Below are 16961 nucleotides of genomic sequence, written 5' to 3' on the forward strand. Positions count from 1 at the left end.
GTGAGCCCGCCGGTCTGGCCAAGGCACTCCTTATATATGGCTGTATTAATCTATATCTTGTCTTTGTCATGAAATTGACGTTTGACCCCTTGTGAGGAAAAGGCAGCCTTCGGGCTGCCTTTATCTTGCCATTGTGAGCCGGCCCGGCATTTTCACCGGAACCAAAACAATGAAAACAGGGCCGCAGAGAAATGGAGTGAAAGGAACCCCGATGAAAATCAAGTTAGCCCTGATGGCCGCCAGCTTGCTGCTGGCTTGGCAAGCGCAAGCCAGCGCCGTGTCCGGCATCGACAAACGGCATTTCGACAACGCGGTGCGTCCGCAAGACGACATCTATCACGCGGTCAACGGCGCCTGGGTCAAGCACGCGGTGCTGCCGGCGTCCGAAGACAATGACGGCGCCTTCAAGCAATTGCGCGACCTGAGCCAGGAGCGCAGCCGCAAGCTGATAGAGGAGGCCGCCGCCAAGCCGGGCGCCTCGGCTGAGGCGCAAAAGATCGGCGATCTGTACCACAGCTTCATGGACGAGGCCGCGCTGGACAAGCTGGGCCTGGCGCCGCTGCGGGGAGATCTGGCGGAAATCGCCGCCCTGAAGGACAAGCGCGCGCTGGCGGCATGGATGGGCGCGGCGCAGGGTCTGGGCGTGCAACAGCCTTTGGCCTTTTACGTTGAGGCGGACGCCAAGGACGCGCGTCAATACCTGGCAGGTTTGTATCAGAACGGCCTGAGCATGCCGGACCGCGACTACTACCTGGGCAAGGACGCGCGTTTCGAGAAGGCGCGCCAGGCCTACCGCGCCTATCTTGCCAAGCTGTTCAAGCTGGGCGGCTACAGCGAACCGGAACGGCGAGCCCAGCGGGTGTTCGCGCTGGAAACCAAGTTGGCGGAAGCCCAGTGGAGCAAGGTACAGAACCGCGATCCGCAAAAAACCTACAACAAGATGAGCGTGGCCGAGCTGAAAAAGCGGGCGCCGGGCTTTGACTGGCAAGTCTTCCTGAACGCGGCCGAGGCCGGCGGCGTCAGCGCCGTCAACGTCAACCAGCCCAGCTATGCGCAAGCCTGGGCCAAGCTGGCGGCCGAGCTGCCGCTGCAAGACTGGCAGGACTATCTGACGGCGCAGACGCTGGACGCCTACGCGCCCTATCTGGACAGCGCCCTGGCGCAGACCCGTTTCGATTTCCACGGCAAGGCGCTGGCCGGCACGCTGGAGCAGCAGCCGCGCTGGAAGCGCGGGGTGAAAGCGGTAGAGGGCAATCTGGGGGAGGCTCTGGGCAAGCTCTACGTGCAGGCTTACTTCCCGCCGGAGTCCAAGGCCAAGATGGAAGCGCTGGTGGGCAATTTGATGAAGGCCTACGCCCAGAGCATAGACACGCTCAGCTGGATGAGCCCGGCCACCAAGAAGGCCGCGCAGGACAAGCTGTCCAAATACATGCTGAAGATAGGCTACCCCAATAAGTGGCGCGACTATGGCGGCCTGGAGATCAAGCGCGACGACCTGGTGGGCAATATCAAGCGAGGCTCCTTGTTCGAATATCGCCGCATGTTGGCCCGCTTGGGCAAGCCGGTGGATCGCGAAGAGTGGGGGATGACGCCGCAAACCGTCAACGCCTACTACAACCCGTCGCTGAACGAGATCGTATTCCCGGCCGCTATTCTGCAGCCGCCGTTCTTCGACGCCAAGGCGGATGACGCCGCCAATTACGGCGGCATCGGCGCGGTGATCGGCCATGAAATCAGCCATGGATTCGACGATCAGGGCAGCCAGTTCGACGGCGACGGCAATATGCGCAACTGGTGGACGGCGGAAGACCGCGCCCGTTTCGATCAGCTGACCGGCAAGCTGGTGGCGCAGTACAGCGGCTACGAGCCCCTACCGGGCAAGCACATCAACGGTGAGTTGACGCTGGGCGAAAACATCGCGGACAACGCCGGCCTGCAAATCGCCTATAAGGCCTACCAACTGTCCTTGGGCGGCAAGCCGGCGCCTACAATAGACGGCATGAGCGGCGACCAGCGCTTCTTCTATGGATTCGCCCAGGTGTGGCGCAACAAAATTCGCGACGAGGCCTTGCTGTCGCGCTTGGTGAGCGATCCGCATTCGCCCGGCGAGTTCCGGGCCATCGGCGCGGCGAGCAACAGCGACGCCTTTGCCGAAACCTTCGAAGTCAAGCCCGGCGACAAGATGTTCAAGCCGAAAGACGAACGCATCCGTATTTGGTAAGACCGTAGTTTGCGGCCTGCCACGCGCCGGCATGCAGGGAAAGGCCGGGCCCCCCCCCCGGCTTTTTCAATGAGCCGGCGCGTAGCATGGCTGCAATATGGCGGGCGCATAGTGGCAAGGGCTGGGCGCTTGAACCGGCTGGGGCTGACGGGAGCGGTTTGGCTGGACCCTCGGAGCAAAAACTCTAAAAAAATGGATTTTCCCATAAGGCCGGGGGATAATGCCGGCCAGCATTCAGGAGAGATAGGCTGATTTAATGAAGTGCGTTGACGATTTCAGACTGCGGCTGGGCAAGCAGGAGCTGGTGCCCATCATGATTGGCGGCATGGGTGTGGACATCTCCACCTCGGCGCTGGCGCTGGAAGCGGCCAGACTGGGCGGCGTGGGGCATATTTCCGACGCCATGGTGCCCACGGTCACCGACCGCCGCTTCAACACCAAATACGTCAAAGACAAGCTCAAACAGTACAAATTCAATGTCGAGAACAGCGACAAATCCGTCGTGCAGTTCGACTTGGGGTTGCTGGCGGAAGCCACCCGCATGCATGTGGGCAAGACCATGGAAGCCAAACGCGGCGATGGCCTGGTCTTCATCAACTGCATGGAAAAGCTGACCATGAACGCGCCCAAGGAAACCTTGCGCACGCGCATGCACGCCGCGCTGGACGCCGGCATCGACGGCATCACCCTCGCCGCCGGCCTGCACCTGGGCTCCTTCGCGCTGATGGAAGACCACCCGCGCTTCCGCGACGCCAAGCTCGGCATCATCGTCTCCTCGCTGCGCGCTCTGCAGTTGTTCCTGAAAAAGAGCGCGCGCAGCAATCGTCTGCCGGACTACGTGGTGGTGGAAGGCCCGCTGGCCGGCGGCCATTTGGGCTTCGGCATGGATTGGGCGCAATACGACCTGGCCACTATCGTCGCCGAAATCCGGGACTGGCTGCGGGCCGAGCAGCTGGACATTCCGCTGATTCCGGCCGGCGGCGTGTTCACTGGCAGCGATGCGACCAACTTCCTGGAAATGGGCGCCGGCGCGGTGCAGGTGGCTACCCGCTTCACCGTGGCACGCGAATGCGGTCTGCCGGAGAAAGTACAGCAGGAGTACTTCAAAGCCAATGAAGACGACATCGAAGTCAACCAGCTGTCGCCCACCGGCTATCCTATGCGCATGATCAAACACTGTCCGGCCATCGGCGACGGCATTCGCCCCAATTGCGAAGCCTACGGCTACCTGCTGGATGCCAAGGGCGGGTGTTCCTATATTGATGCCTACAACCGCGAAGTGGCCGCCCATCCCGGCGAGCGCCGCATCAAGGTGTGGGACAAGACCTGTTTGTGCACTCAGATGCGCAATTTCGATTGTTGGACCTGCGGGCAGAATACCTATCGTCTCAAAGACACTACAGTTCGGCGTGAAGACGGCAGCTATCAACTGCTCAGCGCCGAGCACGTGTTCCACGACTACCAATACAGCAAGGATCACCAGATCGCCTTGCCGGAGCTGGAGAGCATTGTTCTGGCTTGAGCGGGACAAGACGCGGCAGACTAAAAACCGGAAGCGAGGCTTCCGGTTTTTTTACGCGTTACGTATTTTCACGTAGTTACCTTGTGATTGTCATTATTTAAAATGGGAGCATAAATACCATTTAAATAATTTAAAATAATCACTCTAAGCCTCCGTGAACCATACCTTGATTCAGGCCGCCGTTTTGGGCGGCTTTCTTGTTCCCGCCGCCGGAGCGTCCGCGCTGGACGAACAAATTCTTCGGCATCAGCAACAGCAGTTGGAGCAGCAGCGGGAAGAGCTGCAACGGCGGCCCGACGTGCTGCAATCCCCATCCCCTCTCAATGCTGTCGCCGCGCCCGCTGTGGCTGAGCCGCATCAAGGGGCGTGCTTCGAGGTGAAGCGGATCGAGCTGGAGGGCATGCCCGCCGCCTGGCGCGGCTGGCTGCCCGCGGCGGCGGCTCGCTGGCAAGGCCGATGCCTGGGCTTGGTTCAGCTGGACCAAGTGGTGGCGGAGCTGAGCAATGCGATGGTGGAGCGCGGCTATGTCACCAGCCGGGTGTATCTGCCGGAGCAGAACCTGAGGCAGGGCCGCTTGCGGCTGGCGGTGGTGCCGGGGCGCATCCATCAAATCCGGCTCAAGGACGGGCCGGGCGACCGCGGCCTGGCTTCCGCCTTTCCGCAGGGCGCCGGCGACATCCTCAATGTGCGCGCGCTGGAGCAGGGCCTGGAACAACTGGGGCGAGTGCCCACCCAGCAGGCGACAATGGAAATCGTGCCTGGACAACAGCCGGGCGAAAGCGATGTGGCGGTCAGCCGCAGCCGTGCGCGCCAGCTGACCGGGCAACTGAGCCTGGACGACAGCGGCCAGCCCGCCACCGGCAGGCTGCAGAGCAACGCCAGCCTGCTGCTGGGCGGCGCCACCGGCTTCAACGACCTGCTGTCCCTGTCCTGGAGCCAGGACGCCGAGCATATCGCCCATCCGCTGAGCCAGGCGCATACCGTGTCCTGGCTGCTGCCCTGGGGCGACTGGACCGCGTTTGCCAGCTATAGCGCGTTCGCCTACCGGCAAACGGTGCAGGCGATTAATCAGTCTTTCTCTTCCAGCGGCCACAGCCGCAATACCCAGCTGTCGCTGGCGCGCTTGCTGCACCGCGACCAGAGCAGCAAGACCGAACTCAAGGCCAGCCTGACCCGCAAGGCCTCGCGCAGTTTTATCGAGGACGCGGAAATCGCGCAGCAACGCCGCGACCTGACCATCGCCGGCCTGGAGCTCAGTCATCGCCGCTATCTGGGCGAAGCGGTGCTGGACGCCTCGCTGGGCTATCAGCGCGGCATCGGCGGCTGGGGCGCGCAAAACGAGGCGCAAACCGCCGCCGCCGGCTTCACCGCGCGCCATGAGCTGTTCCAAAGCCGCCTGGCCTTGCAGCTGCCGCTGCGCTTGGGCAGCCAAACCTGGCGCTGGAGCAGCGAGCTGCGCGGCCAGTACAGCGTCGACCCACTACTGCCCTCGGAACAGTTTTCCATCGGCAGCCGTTACACCGTGCGCGGCTTCAACAGCAACAGCCTCAGCGGCCGCGGCGGCCTGTATTGGCGCAATGAACTGAGCGCGCCGCTACCGGCCCCGGCCGGCGCGCAGCTGGAAGGCTATCTGGGCCTGGACGCCGGCCGGGTGTCGCATCCGGCTTACGCCGACGATACCAGCCGCAGCCTTTCCGGCTGGGCCGCCGGCCTGCGCGCGCAGTTGGCGGGCAAACTCAGCGCCGAGCTCAGCCATGAACGCGCGATGCGCCAACCGCAAGGCTGGAACCGGCCCGCCATCACCCATTTCAATCTGACCCTGCTCTGGCAATAAGCCTGTTTTGCCGAGTCCCCGGCCTTGAGCGTGCGTTCAAGGCCGGGCCCTGTCCTGTTTCGACGACGCCATCATGAACAAAACACTCTATCGCATCATCTTCAACCAAGCGCGCGGCCAACTGATGGCGGTGCAGGAAACCGCAAGCGGGCAGGGCAAGGGCGGCGGCCGCGGCCAGACTGCGGCGGGGGCGAGATTCGCCGCCGCGCGCGGCTTCGGCTTCAAACTATGCGCGCTGTGGGTGGGCGTCAGCCTGGGTAGCGTCGCGCTGGCGGCGGACATCGTGGCCGACCCCGGCGCGGCGGCCGGCAAGCGGCCGACGGTGATCCAGGCCAATAGCGGGCTGCCAGTGGTGCAGATCGCGGCGCCTACAGCCGCCGGCGTGTCCCACAACCAGTACCAGCAATTCAACGTCGGCCCCAAAGGGGTGGTGCTCAACAATAGCGCGCAAGTCGTCAACACCCAGCTGGCCGGCTATGTTGGCGGCAATCCCAATCTGGCCGGCGGCAGCGCCCGCATCATCCTCAACGAGGTCACCCACGCCAACCCCTCGCAGCTGAACGGCTATCTGGAAGTGGCCGGCCAGCGCGCGCAAGTGGTGGTGGCCAACCCATGGGGCATCAGTTGCAGCGGCTGCGGCTTCATCAACACCCAGCAGGCGATGTTGACCACTGGCACGCCGCAGCTCAACGCCCAGGGCGCGCTTACCGGCTTCCAGGTCAACGGCGGCGCCGTCAGCATCAGCGGCGCCGGCTTGAATGCCGGCAATGTCGATAAATTCGCCATCATCAGCCGCGCGCTGCAAGTCAATGCCGAGCTGCACGCCAAGCAACTGGATCTGGTGCTGGGGCGCAACCAGGTGGACGCCGACACCCTGCAGGCGCGGCCATTGGCGGCCGACGGTTCCGCCGCGCCGACCTTCGCGCTGGACGTGGCGCAACTGGGCGGCATGTACGCCAACGCCATCCGCCTGGTGGGCACCGAGGCCGGGGTGGGCGTCAATCAACAAGGCGAGATGGCGGCGCGCGCCGGCGATCTGCAGTTGACCAGCGCCGGCGATCTGTTGCTGAAGGGCAAGACCTTCAGTCAGCAAGACATGAAGCTCAACAGCGGCGGCAAGCTGGAACACGGCGGCCAGACTCGCAGTCAGGGCGCGCTGCAAGTGGCCGCCGCCGACACGGCCCAATTGGACGGCAGCCTGACAGCGGGCGGCGCGCTCGGCATTGAAGCGGCCGCGGTGGCGGGCAAGGGCAGCGTGGCCGCCGGCGCACAAGCCGACGGCAAATTGGGCGAGACCGGCGCGCTGACGCTGCGCAGCCGCGCGGGTCTGGATTTCCATGGCGAATTGCTGGCCGGCGGCGATGCGAGCATTCAGGCGGGCAAGGCCCAGTTGCAGGGCGCGGTTGTGGGAGCCAGCCACGGCGATTTGCGGGTGACGGCGGACGGGGATTTGAACGCCTCGCAAGCCAAGCTGGGCGCTAAGGGCCTGGCTCGCTTGCAAGCCGGCGAGGGCATCCAGCTGCGGCAAGGCGCGTTGAGCGCCGGACAGCTAGAACTGCAGGCGAAGGCGCTGGACAACCGCGGCGGCCTGATCGCGCAAAGCGGCGCGGTCGCCGGCTTGGTGGACGTGCAAGGGCTGCTGGACAACCGCGAAGGCGTGATCGCCAGCCAGGGCAAAACGCTGACCGTGGACGCGGCGGCCATCGACAACCGACATGGCGAAATCAGCCACGCCGGCGCGGATACGCTGAGAGTGAGCGCGGACAAAATCGACAACCGCGAACAAGGCAAGCTGCACAGCGACGCCAAAGCCGAGATCAAGGCGGCGGAGCTCGACAACGCGCAAGGGCGATTGACCGCCTTGCAAGGCCTGGAGCTGAACGCCAGCGGCGCGCTGCGCAACGACGGCCTGCTGGGCAGCGACGGTCAGCTCAAGCTGACGGCCGGGCAGCTGGAGAACGGCGTGGGCCTGATCCAGGCCGGCAAGGATTTGCAACTGACGGCGGCCAGCGTCAGCAACGCCGACAAGGGCCAGATCCTGGCCTTGGGCAAGGATGCGGCCAGCAGCCTGGAGATCAGCGGCCAGCTGAACAACCAGGGCAAGATCGCCGGTAATGCCGGGCTGGACGTCAACGCCGCCGATATCGACAACCACGGCGGCACGCTGCAGTCGGCTGGAGAGTTGAAGCTGGAGAAGCAAGCCGGCTTGAACAACGACGGCGGCCACATCGTGGCCAAGGACCTGGTCCTGAAGGCGGGCACGCTCAGCAACCAGGGCGGCGAAGTCTTCGCCCAGCAGCAGCTGGACGCCCAGCTGCGGCAACTGAACAACGCCAAGGGCAGCCTGATCGGCTCGCAAGGCTTTACTCTCAGCGCCAGCGAGGTGCTGCGCAATGATGGCCTGCTGGGCAGCGACGGCACGTTCAAGCTGACGGCCGGCCAGTTGGACAACGGCGCGGGCCTGATCCAGGCCGGTAAGGACCTGCAACTGACGGCGGCCAGCGTCAACAACGCCGACAAAGGCCAGATCCTGGCCTTGGGCAAGGACGCCGCCAGCAGCCTGGAGATCAGCAGCCAGCTGAACAACCAGGGCAAGATCGCCGGCAATGCTGGGCTGGACGTCAACGCCGCCAACATCGACAACCATGGCGGCACTTTGCAGTCGGCCGGCCAGTTGAAGCTGGAGAAGCAAGCCAGCTTGAACAACGATGGCGGCCACATCGTCGCCAAGGATCTGAGCCTGAAGGCGGACACGCTCAGCAATCAGGGCGGCGAAGTTTTCGCCCAGCAACAGCTGGACGCCCAGCTGAGGCAACTGAACAACGCCAAGGGCAGCCTGATCGGCTCGCAAGGCTTTACCCTCAGCGCCAGCGAGGTGCTGCACAACGATGGCCTGCTCGGCAGCGACGGCACGTTCAAGCTGACGGCTGGGCAACTAGAGAATGGCGCGGGTCTGATCCAGGCCGGCAAGGATCTGCAACTGACGGCGGCCAGCGTCAACAACGCCGACAAGGGCCAGATCCTGGCCTTGGGCAAGGACGTGGCCAGCAGCCTGGAGATCAGCGGCCAGTTGAACAACCAGGGCAAGATCGCCGGCAATACAGAACTGAAGGTCAACGGCGCCGACATCGACAACCACGGCGGCACGCTGCAGTCGGCCGGAGAGTTGAAGCTGGAGAAGCAAGCCGGCTTGAACAATGACGGCGGCCATATCGTCGCCAAGGATCTGAACCTGAAGGCGGACACGCTCAGCAACCAGGGCGGCGAAATCCGCCACCTGGGGCAGTCCATGGCGCAATGGCAGGTGCGCCAGCGGCTCGACAACCAGCAAGGTACCTTGTTCAGCAACGGCGGCCTGACGCTTGCGGCCCAATCGCTGAACAACCAGCAGGGCTCGTTGAGCAGCCTGGGCGCGCAATCATTGCAATTGGCCCAAGGCTTGGACAATCAAGGCGGCGCCTTGCTCAGCGGGCAGGGGCTGCAATTGCAGCTGGGCGCGGCCTTGAACAACCAGGGCGGCACGGTGCAGGCCGAATCCCTGCAACTGCACGCGGCCAGCCTAGGCAATCAGGGCGGCAGCATCAAGGCGCTGGGAGCCGGCGACGGCAAGGTCGCCATCGGCGGGACGCTGGACAACTCCGCTCAAGGCCTGTTGGCCGGCAATGGCCGTCTGGAGGTGAGCGCCTTGGCCTTGGACAACCGCCAGGGCGTTTTGCAAAGCGCGGCCAAGCTGGACGTGCAAGTGGCGCAACTGGCTCAGAACCAGGGCGGCAAGATCCAGGCCGGGCAGCTGCAGCTGAAAGCCGCCGAGCTGAACAACCAGCAAGGTCTGCTCAGCCAGGCCGGTGACAGCGCGGCCAAGCTGGAGTTAAGCGGCCAGCTGGACAATAGCCGGCAGGGCAAGGTGCTGTCCAACGGCCAGCTGCAGGTGACGGCGGCGGACTTGCTGAATGCCGGCGGCACGCTCAGCAGTCAGGGCGATTTGCAACTCAGCGCGAGCGGAGCGCTGGACAATCGCCAGGGCGCTTTGGGCAGCAACGGCGCTTTGAAGTTGGACAGCGCCAGCGTGGACAATGCCGGCGGCCTGATCCAGGCCGGCCGCACCTTGAGCTTGGACAGCGGCAGCTTGCTCAACCAGGGCGGTAAGCTGTTGGCGCTGGGCGGCGGCGACAGCCGCGTGACGCTTAGCGGGCAATTGAACAACGGCGGCCAGATCGCCGGCAACGGCGATTGGCGGATCAAGGCGCAAGGACTGGACAATGCCGGCGGCAGCCTGCTGAGCGTGGGCAGCCTGGGTATAGACGCCGTGACGCTGGGTAATTCCGGCTCTTTCCTGGCTGGCAAGGACTTAAACCTGACCCTGGCCAGCGACTTCATCCATGTCGCGGGCAGCAAGTTGCAGGCCAATGGCAAGCTCAGCATCAGCAGCAGCGGCAATTTGATCAATAGCGGCCAGTTGCAGGCCGGTGGCGATTTGGTCTTGAACGGCGTCAGCTGGACCAATAGCGGCGAGGTCAACGCCGGCGGCAAACTCAGCGCTGCGCTGAGCCAGGCGCTGAGCAATAGCGGCAAGCTCAGCGCCGGCGCCTTGCAACTGAACGCCGCCAGCGTGTTGAACACCCACTCCATCACCGGCGGCGATATCTCCATCCAGGCCGCCAGCCTGGACAACGGCGGCAATCAGGGTCTGATCGCCTCTGCCGGGAATATGGCGCTGGATATCGGCCAGACGCTGAATAATCACGACGGCAGCTGGTTGTATAGCCAGGGGGATATGCGCATCGGCAAGGCCGGAGCGGCCGCAGGGCAGGTGATTAACCATGTGGCGACTTTGCAGTCTGATGGAAACTTGTTTGTGGATGCAAGCGGGTTGAGGAATGAATCTGCTGCCATTGCGTTAAAGACAAATAGTCTTGAAAGAACAGAGCAACGAAGCTTGTATAAATACCCCGTGATGCTTGTTGGTGTTACTGATAATTGTGGTCATGATGGGCGTGGGTTGTGTTCTCCAATAATTAGGCCGTATGTTGGTAAATTTGATTTTAAAAATGGGGTGGACGTAAGTTGGAAGGTTTTTTATCAGAGTTGTGATAGGTCCTGTGGTCCGGCTCCATATTATTTGCTAAATTATAGGGTTGTAAAAGATGATGTTCAGCATAATTTGTTAACTGTGGAGCGTAAGGTTGAAGTTCCTGACTCTGGTGGAAGAATTATTGAGGTAAAAACGGAGCAATATTATTACATAAGTAAAAAAAATGACAGGTATGTTTACTTGGTGGGGTTTGATCCAAATAAGCATCTTTTTCCTGTAAATGGTCAGGTCTGGGCGAGTAATATGTTGACGGATGCTAGAGTGATGACAGCTGGAGAAATGGAATCTCGCCTACCTCCTAATAATGACTACCGGCACTATGTAGGAGATGGAGTTGAGTTAAGTGTCTTTGCTCGGGAAGGAAAGGGGCAGGTTGTAGATTTGTCAAGCATCTCTCCAAACTTGCCCTTGGCCAACCCTGGGGAGTTTGCTCGAGTCACTAAAATTAATGAGGCGGTAGATGTCGCTGTTGAGGGGGGGAGGAGTGGTGGCTTCTATGTTGGAGGCGATGCTCGTTTCAATGTTGTAGAGGGAGTTAATGAGTATGGTGATATTTTGGTTGGTGGTAATTTATTTGAAAGTGGAGGGGTGGTAAAAAACGTTGGGCAGAATTTAAATAAAACAGTAGTGACATCGGTTGTTTCTACTGTGGCTAATGAGTGCCAGCCCGGGCGATTCTGTTTTGGTACTCATGATGTGTCGTTGCCTATAAAAACAGTGGTTGAGAAAGTAGGGTCGCTTGATGCAGTAATTAGCACCGGCCAAAAACTTACGCTACAAGCCCCCATCATTTCCAACGGCAAGGCTTCGCAACTCGACATCTCTCTAACTACCGGCAATAACCAGCCCGCAGCAGCGGTGGTAAACACCGCGGCGGGCAAGGCTTTGACGCAAGCCGATGGCGACGCGGCCAGCGCGGGCAAGAAGCTGGGCGGCAAGCCGCTGGATGCCCTTGCCTCCGCGCAAGCGTTGGCTGGGCCGCTGACTGGCGCGCAAGCGGCGGCGGATCTGCAAAAGTCCGCTGTGGGCAGCCAAGCCGGCGCGCAGTGGGACGGGACCAAAACCTCGGTGTTGCCGCAGCAAGTGTTGCTGGAGTCCGCCGGCACCAAGGCGGCCAACCCGGTGGCCGATGGCTATAGCCTGCCTAATAACGGTCTGTTCCAGACGCGCCCGGCGCCGCAACAGCCTTACCTGGTGGAAACCGACCCGCGCTTCACCCAGTACAACAATTTCATTTCGTCGGATTACCTGCTCAAACAATTGGGCTACGACCCCAGCCGCGTGGAAAAACGCCTGGGCGATGGTTTCTACGAGCAGCAACTGGTCAGCCGCGCGGTGACCGAGCTGACCGGCAAGCGCTTTATCGGCGGCAACGCCAACGCGACGCAGCAGTACCAGCAATTGATGAGCCAGGGCGCGGAATACGCCAAGCAATTCCAATTGACGCCGGGCGTGGCGCTGTCCGCGGAGCAGATGTCCCGTCTTACTGCGGATATGGTGTGGCTGGTGAAGCAGAATGTCGACGGCCACGACGTGCTGGTGCCGGTGGTCTATCTGGCCAAGGCGCAGGAGCAATCGTTGCGCGGTCAGGGCGCGGTGCTGGCCGGCAGCCATATGGAGTTGCTGGCAGATGGCTCGCTGATCAACAGCGGCACGCTGAAGGCGGACAACAGCCTGTTGGCGCAGGCGGGCGATATCCGCATCGAAGGCGGTAAAGTGCTGGCCGGCGGCGACCTGGGTCTTGGCGCTCGCCACGATCTGAGCGTTAGCGACGACAAGCAACACAGCCAGGCCGGCAGCGTGATTCAGGCGGGCAGCTTGCAGCTGCAGGCCGGCAATGATCTGAAGCTGCAAGCCGCGCAGCTGCAGGTCAGCGGCGACGCGCAACTGCAAGCCGGCCGCGATCTGGACATCGCCAGCCGCGAAAACCGTTACAGCCATGCCGGCAACACCGGCCGCAGCCAGTACAGTTACCAGCAGGTCGACCATGTCGGCAGTACGCTGCAAGTGGGCGGCAGCCTGGGTTTCAACGCTGGGCACGATCTCACGCTCAGCGGCGCGGAGGTCAAGGCTGGCGGCAAGTTGCTGGCCGTGGCCGGCAATGAGCTGACCCTGCAATCTACACTGGACAGTAAACAAGGCCAGGGCAGCTGGAACGGCTGGGGTTGGGGAGCGTATTCGACGCTGGACCAGACTCGCCATGCCACCCAGCTGCAGGCCGGCGGCGATATGCTGCTGCAAGCCGGCGGCAATCTAGCCCTCAACGGCTCCCAGGCCCAGGCAGGAGGCAACCTGCTGGCGCTAGCCGGCAAGCAGCTGACCGTGCAAAGCGAAGTCAACAGCCGGCAAGATCGTCTCAATGTGCAGATGGGTTCCAAGGGCGCGGGGCACAGCTGGCAAACGGACAGCCTCACCGTGGCGGGCCTGGCCAGCCAGGGTAATCTGCAACTTCAAGCCGGTGGCGACGCGGTGTTGAACGGCGTCAGCCTGGGCAGCCACAGCGCTTTGACGCTCAGTGCCGGCCAGGATATCCGCCTGGGAGCGGTGGCCACTCAAAGCCGCAGTGACAACTACTACACCAATGGCGATATCCACAACAATTATGACTTTAGCCAGCACGGCAGCGCGCTGTCCGGCGTTGGCGGTTTGACCCTCAATGCTGGTCGCGATATCGCAACTCAGGCGGCCAATATTACTAGCGATGGTCAATCGGTTTTGTTGGCCGGGCGCGATATAGAGCTGGGCACTGCGGACAATAGACATAGCGATTACCACAAGACCGTACGTAGTTCTGGGGGTATGTTCAATAAAAAAACTGTCACTGATATCACTTCGCATGACAGCACCACGGCGCAACAGACATTGTTATCTGCCGATGCCATCGTAGTGAAAGGCGTGCGCGACATTCGGGCCGTAGGCGCGCAGATTGTTGCTAACAACGATGTGGCTTTGATTGCGGGACGTGATATTACGCTGGACAGCGCCATAGACCGGGCGCGCTCCGAACATATTCATATAGAAAAAACCAGTGGCATGTTTGGCGGCAGCGGAGGCGGTTCGTTTGGTGTAACCGTAGGCAGCCGAACCAAAGGACTTGAAGAACTGCAGACCAATGCCTCCCATGTCCAGGGCGTGGTTGGCAGCAACGCCGGCAGTCTGCTGCTTCAGGCCGGAGGCAAAATCGACCTGATAGGCACCCAGCTGCAAGCGGCCAAGGATATTCGGATTGATGGTCGAGATGTAAGCGGAGTCGCGGTGGTGGATGCATTGGACAGCCGCACGCTCAGTTACACCGAATCCAGTGGTTTGCGTATCGGAGCCAAAAGCACGGTCAGCCAGGCTGCGGCCAATCTGATGAGTTCCGCGGATCGCGGCTCGCAAGTCAGCGATCCTAGGCTTAAAGCGCTTTATGCCGCCAAAGCGGCCTACGCCGCCAAAGACTTGTCCACCATGATGCAGTCCGTCAGTCAAAGCACGGACAAGGGCGGCGGTTTGAAGGGCAGGGTTTCCATCGGCTATGGCTATAGCCGTGAAGAAAGCGAGAGCGTCTCCCACGTTGATGTGGTGAAGAAAGCGCAAGCTGCGGCTGGTGGCGAAATAGATATTCGGGCGCGGGGCGATGGGAGTGGAGAAAACGGAGACATCACGCTGACCGGGGCGGCTTTGACTGCCAACGCCATTGCTTTGAACGCCGCCCGAGACCTGATCACCCATAGCCAGGAGGCCATCAGCAGCCAGGAAAGCACCTATCGCAAGCTGGACCTGGAAGCAGGGGTCTACATTGGCGGAAGCGTGGGCAAAGGCGGGGGCAAAGGCGGGATTGGAGCTTACGGCTCTGCGGCAATGAATCAGAGCAGCACCAAGATCAGCAGTCTGACGCATGAGGAAACCACGCTGGACGCCACCGGCAAAGTGCAAGTCAAAACCGGCCGCGACGCTAGTCTGACGGGGACGACCGTACGCGGCGACAGCATCCAATTTGAGGTGGGCAGAAATCTCACATTGACCAGCGAGCAAGATCGGGATCAATACCGACAAAAGAGTTGGTCCGGTCAGATTGAAGGCCGCTATGCCTATGGCAACGATAGCGGAGTGGACGGCAGTCTGAGCTTTAGTCAAACCAAGAGCGATTGGCGCAGCGTGCAGGAGCAAACTGGCTTGTTTGCCGGCAAGGGTGGTTTCGATGTCGCCGTGGGCGGGCATTCCCAGTTGAATGGCGCGGTGATCACGAGCACGGCGGACATCGCCAAAAACAAGTTGCTTACTAATAGCCTGGGCTTTGCCGGGCTGGAAAATTCTGCAGCATTTTCCGCGGTCAGTTTCAGCGCCAGTTTCAGCTCCGGCGGGGATGGCATGGGCGGCGCGCCAAAGGGCGGCATGGTGATGCCAGGTTTGGGCGTTCCGCAGCAGGAGTCCAAATCCAGTACCACGAACAGCGCGATAGCCGGCGGCAGCATTACCGTCAAGCAAGATCAGAGCAGCGGCCAAGATAGCACTGCGGGTTTAAGTCGCGACACCGCAAGCGCGGGTGGGCAATTGGAGCGTATCTTCGACGCCAAGAAAGTTGCGGAGCAACAAGAGTTCAGCCGCGTCTTGGGCGAGGTAGGTTTCCGCGCCGTGGGCGACTTGTCTAAGGAAATGGGTTGGAAGGACGGTAGTCCGGAAAAGATGGCGCTGCATGCGCTGATGGGGGCGCTGCAGGCTAAGGCGGGCGGGGGCAATATGTTGGCGGGCATGGCGGCGGCCGGCGCCAATGAGTGGATAGGCAGCCAAGTGGCTGATTATCTGCAGAGCAATACCCAGTTGGACGAGCCGCAACGCAAAGCCATTCAGCAGTGGGCAGCCGTCGCCACCGGTGCGGTAGTGGGCGGACTGAGCGGCGGCGATGCTGGTGCGGCATTGTCGGGAGGCGCGGTGGCGCTGGATGGGGAAAAGTTCAATAGGCAGCTGCACCCCAGTCAGACCAAGCTGGTGAAGGAAAAAGCAAAACAGTTGGCGGGGAAAGAGGGACTAAGCGCCAAACAATGGGAGGCTCGCCTGTTGGAGCAACTGGCCTTCCAAAATAGCGAGATGTACATTAGCTACCGCAATGACCCGCAGGCGGAAGCCATTTTGAAAGACCTGCAGGGGAGTAGCGGTGTTCGTTTGGATTATCGTGGAACCGCGGACTATAAGAACGATGCATTGAATCTACAGTATCTGCCTCAGATGGCGGATGCTTATGCTCAGTTGCCGCGGCTTAATGGCAGGATGAACCAAGAGCAATTCGCTCGTTATGTTGGGTTGGTGACTGGCGATTTTGCTCATGTTTCCAAGGCGGAGCAAAAACAGGTTGTGTTGCAGTTGCAGGAGGAATATACAGCAACGTTCAAGCAACAATTGGACTTGTATAAAAGCGGAAAAACTGCCTCGCCGCAAGTGATTCAGTTGGATAACCGTCTAGATCAGCTGAACAAGTTGTTGGGTACGGCGGAACACGTGGCGGTGACAAGCGGGGCGATTAACGAGTCTCAAACCAGCTTGATGCAAAGGGCAATCGCATCGGGCCTGCTGTTTTCCACCAATGGCGTCGCCCCCAAGCCGCAGGGCAGGCCGGTTGGCGGCGGGACGCTGGTAAAAGCAGAGCCGGCGAAGGAAAAGCCGGACTACCTGTCCGCATCGCCAGTGCCAGCAAAAACGCAAACCAAGCTGAATGCCAACCGAGATGGGGAAAGCTATCATGCGGAAACTTGGTCGTCGTTGAAGGCTGGGGTGGATCAGATCAGAAAACAGTATCCCATAATGAATGAAAAGGGGATGCCAGCTGGAAATGCAGGTGTGGCAGAAATTAATGTTTATGGTAAAGAGAGTGTGGAAGTGAAGGCGCACTCTAGAATAGGAAACAGTCCAGAAGGGCAGCGAGATGGGTTTGTTAGCTTACCTCCTCCGGGCGAAAGAATTCTAACCCCATATGCAGGTCCTTTTAAAGGGGTGCCAAGGGAGTCGGATACTGAGTTTAAAATATTGGAGGCTTTTGCTCAGAAGTACCGAAATGATGTTGGTGTGCGGGGAAATATTAATTTGTTTACGGAAAGGCCTCCTTGTGAAAGCTGTTCTAAAGTTATTAGGGAGCAGTTTGTGGAGTTGTTCCCCAACGTGGAGGTACGGTTGTACCATGGGAATGGTAATGTCGCAGTTTACAAGGATGGTGGGGTGGTGACAGTTACCCCTTCCGGGGCCGAGCGAAATAAGGGGAAGTGGCCAGTTGCGCCAGATTTGTCTTATAATCCTGTAAAGAAAAAATAAGGAGGTA

At 60.9% G+C, this 16961-nt stretch carries 4 protein-coding genes; all 4 read left to right on the forward strand.

Translation table 11 applies throughout. From position 1 onward, the window contains the following. Nucleotides 1–211: 211 nt before the first annotated feature. The 4 genes from MOV80_RS15240 (at nt 212) to MOV80_RS15255 (ending at nt 16954) form a co-directional block, all read left to right on the forward strand. Nucleotides 212–2221 carry a M13 family metallopeptidase gene (locus tag MOV80_RS15240; protein ID WP_118267110.1) on the forward strand — a complete coding sequence of 670 codons (2010 nt, stop codon included), beginning with the start codon at nt 212–214 and terminating at the stop codon, nt 2219–2221. Between the two features lie 256 nt (nt 2222–2477). Further along, the gene (locus tag MOV80_RS15245; RefSeq protein WP_019101832.1) at nt 2478–3743 is read left to right on the forward strand and encodes a nitronate monooxygenase; all 1266 of its coding nucleotides are present in this window, start codon (nt 2478–2480) and stop codon (nt 3741–3743) included. Nucleotides 3744–3897: 154 nt separating this feature from the next. After that, on the forward strand, nt 3898–5577 hold the full coding sequence (locus tag MOV80_RS15250; RefSeq protein WP_162897029.1) for a ShlB/FhaC/HecB family hemolysin secretion/activation protein: 1680 nt from the start codon (nt 3898–3900) through the stop codon (nt 5575–5577). 73 nt (nt 5578–5650) lie between these two features. Next, the gene (locus MOV80_RS15255; RefSeq protein ID WP_249605277.1) at nt 5651–16954 is read left to right on the forward strand and encodes a hemagglutinin repeat-containing protein; all 11304 of its coding nucleotides are present in this window, start codon (nt 5651–5653) and stop codon (nt 16952–16954) included. Nucleotides 16955–16961: the final 7 nt, after the last annotated feature.

This window comes from Chromobacterium sp. IRSSSOUMB001 (assembly GCF_023507765.1).
GTDB lineage: Bacteria > Pseudomonadota > Gammaproteobacteria > Burkholderiales > Chromobacteriaceae > Chromobacterium > Chromobacterium haemolyticum.